General features: G+C 68.5%; 2 protein-coding genes. Both read right to left on the bottom strand.

The features are described 5' to 3' along the window. The coding region (locus VGR06_RS39985) for a recombinase family protein (RefSeq protein ID WP_327564455.1) at nucleotides 1–1,920 on the bottom strand (1,920 nt) is incomplete at its 3' end. Nucleotides 1,921–2,245: 325 nt separating this feature from the next. After that, nucleotides 2,246–2,674, bottom strand: coding sequence for a helix-turn-helix domain-containing protein (locus VGR06_RS39980; RefSeq protein ID WP_327564454.1), 429 nt, complete (start codon nucleotides 2,672–2,674; stop codon nucleotides 2,246–2,248). Nucleotides 2,675–3,119 lie beyond the last annotated feature (445 nt).

Raw genomic sequence — 3,119 nt, 5'->3', positions numbered from 1 at the left:
GATTTCGTTTTCAATCCCATCTGCCACCGACCGCGACCACATGGTCTCCCCGAGGCCACCTATGGCGACGGACAGCCTGAGCAGCGCCTGGCCTCCCTGATAGCTTCGCTCTGCCTGCAGATGGAGGGCCTTGTCAACGGTCATCGAGACCCCCGGTTGGGCGGACAGCTCGTGCCCGTCCTGGTGGACGTGGTTCGTCCGGGTGGGCGGACACGAGCTCTCCGGTTCGTTGGTTAGGTCAGTGGGGTGACCCCCTTCCCGGCGATTGCTTCGGCGAGGCGGTGTGAGTCGCCTTTGGTGATCACCAAGGGAACGCAGACCGTCTTCGGTTGACACCGGTCGGGGCGGGACGCGGCTGGGTTGTTCGGCGGGTGGGTCGTCGAGTGGGATGCGGAGCTGGATCTGGACGTTCCAGCCGGTGACGCGGACCTCTTCCACGACAAGGCGTAGTAGCTGCTGGCGTTGGTCGAAGGTGAGCCGGTCGATGATGGCCAGCACGCGTTGGGCGAAGCCGGCGACGCGGGAACGTAGCTGGTTGTCGCGGGCCAGCTCGCGGCGTTGGTCGATGAGCGTGTCGCGGCGCTGTTGCAGGTCGTTGTGGCGACGGTCGAGGTCGGCGGCGCGGCGTTGAAGTTCGGTCAGGTCAAGCAGCCCGGTCTGGTAGAGGTCGGCGAGGCGGCGCCGTTCGGCGGTGGTCGCGTCGAGGCGGCGGTCGAGGCGGGCGAGCTCGGCGGCGAGCAGTTCATCGTCGGGGGTGGGTGTGTGGGCCAGCACTGCCTGTTCGCCGGCGAGGAGCACGTCGGGGCGTAGCAGGGCGGCGCGGACCCGGTCGAAGACGAACGTGTCGAGGGCGTCGGCGCGGATGTTGCGTTCGGGACAGCGGTGTTCGGCCCCGCCGGCGCGGACGAGGTCGTGGTTTCGGCAGTAGTAGTAGCGGTGCCAGGCGCCGTTGCGGCCGCGCATCTTGTGGCAGTTCGTGCCGACTGCGCAGGTGCCGCATCTGACCAGGCCGCGAAGCAGCCAGTGGCCGGGCTCGGCCCGGCGTGGGCTCCACTGGCTGTTGTCCCGGCTGACCGTTGCGGCGGCGTGGAAGACCTGCTCGGGGATGAGGGCGGGCACGGCGATGGGAATCCATTCCTCGCGTGCTCGGGGAACCTGCTTGGTCTTGCGGCGAGAACGCGGATCGGGCACGGCTTCGGTGCGGTTGAAGTAGACCCGGCCCACGTAGGCCTCGTTACGCAGCAGCCGACACAGCGTGGAGACGCCCCACACGCCGCGGCGCCCGCGCGGGGTGGAGATGTCGTCTGCGTAGAGCCGTTGGGCGATCTCACGAATGGAGTGACCACCGGCGACGTAGTCGTCGAAGATGCGTCGCACCACGGCCGCTTCGGGTTCGAAGATCTCCAACCGCGCCGGGCCGTTCCCGTCGCGGGGAACGCGCCGATAGCCGTAGGGCGCGCGCCACGCCAGCACTTCCCCAGCGCGGGAACGGAACAGCTTCCCGCGCCGGTACCGTTCGGCAATCTTCGCCCGTTCGTACTCGGCGATGACGCCCTGGACCTGGGTGAGCAGCCGGGCCTGCGGGTCGTCGTCGATGGGTGGGGCGTCGATGAAGCGCACCGTGACGCCGTGGCGGGCCAGTTCGTCGAGCACGATGACCTGATAGGCGTAGACGCGGGCCAGCCGGTCCGGCGACAGGCACCACACCGTATCGATCAGGCCGGCCTCCGCGGCGTCGCGCAGCGCGTCCAGGCCCGGCCGATCGAGCCGGGCGCCGGAGTGTCCGTCGTCGCAGAACTCGGCCACCAACTCGTCGCCGTCCGCGGCGACCCGCTGGCGCAGCACGTGCAGTTGGGAGCCGATGGTGCCCCGCTGCTGTTGTCCCTCTGTGGACACCCGGGCGTAGATCGCAGTTCTCACTAGTGTGCCTCCAATATGGACAGAGCCGGGCTGGTCGCCGCATCCAGCAGCACGGCGAAGCCAGCGGCAAGGGCCTGAAGACGCGGATCCCCATACGGGGTCCACGGTGGACGATTAGCTCCAACAAGGTCGGCGTTGAAGACTGGCTCGGCTGCGGGCCAGGCGATCAGCCCGGGCAAGCCGCGCCGAGCAAACCGCGCCGCGGCGAGGGAGTCAGGCAGTCCCCCCGCGTCCAACACATGCTGCCGTAGCATCTCGTAATCCGCCTGCGCTGCCTCACCGACGGGCCAGAAGGCCCGGTCTGGCGAGGCGAGCGCCGCACGGCTCACCGTCGACGGGCCCGTTCCACGGTGCGACGGTGCAGAAGCACCCCGAATCGGTTGGCCACCTCGTCGACCAACTGTCCGCCCGAGGCCGATGCCGGTGCCGTGCGGAGGAACTCCACGATCTCCTCGGTGAGCTTGACCGGGCCGCGCCGCCCCCGCCGCTCGTCGATCAGGCCGGTCATCCCGGCCCGCTCGAACGCGGCCTGCACCACGTAGAAGCCGGCTCGCGAGTAGCCGTGCGCGTCGGCCGCGTCGGTCACACTCACCCCGTCCACCAGGTGGGCCCGCAGCATCTCGTACTTCACCTGCACCTTGTCCGACGCGAGGAAGAAGCCACCACCGGCAAACAGCGGCGCGGTCACCGCCTCGGCATGCGGGTGCACCAGCCCGGCGTCGGCCAACGTACGGATCCTGCTCGCCTCGGTCACCGTGTCTACCTCCTACCCTCGACGCTATCCGCGCAAGGTAGACATGTCGATTATTTAGCGCCGCGCGTGTCGGAACAAGCGATGTGTTTGGCGCCGGCCGTCCTTCACACGCTAGCCAGGCAAAACACGTCAGGCGTAGCAGCGGTCTACATTGCTCGACACTGCGGCGATAAATGGTAGACACTCTAGGCACTCTCACCGGAGGAGCGGCGCGGCCGTCGACGGTGCTCAGGACGTAGGTAGAGACCAGCCCCCGGCTCACTCGGGGCCAGGACGACCGTCAGCAGCAGCTTTGCGTTCCGCCCGTGATCACCAAAGGCGACTCACACCGCCTCGCCGAAGCAATCGCCGGGAAGGGGGTCACCCCACTGACCTAACCAACGAATCGGAGAGCTCGTGTCCGCCCGACCGGACGAACCACGTCCGCCAGGACGGGCACGAGCTG

This window comes from Actinophytocola sp. (genome assembly GCF_036002505.1).
In the GTDB taxonomy this organism is placed as follows: Bacteria; Actinomycetota; Actinomycetes; order Mycobacteriales; family Pseudonocardiaceae; genus DASYTH01.
Note: the sequence above shows the minus strand (reverse complement) of the source record. Positions and strands in the feature narration are given on the sequence as shown.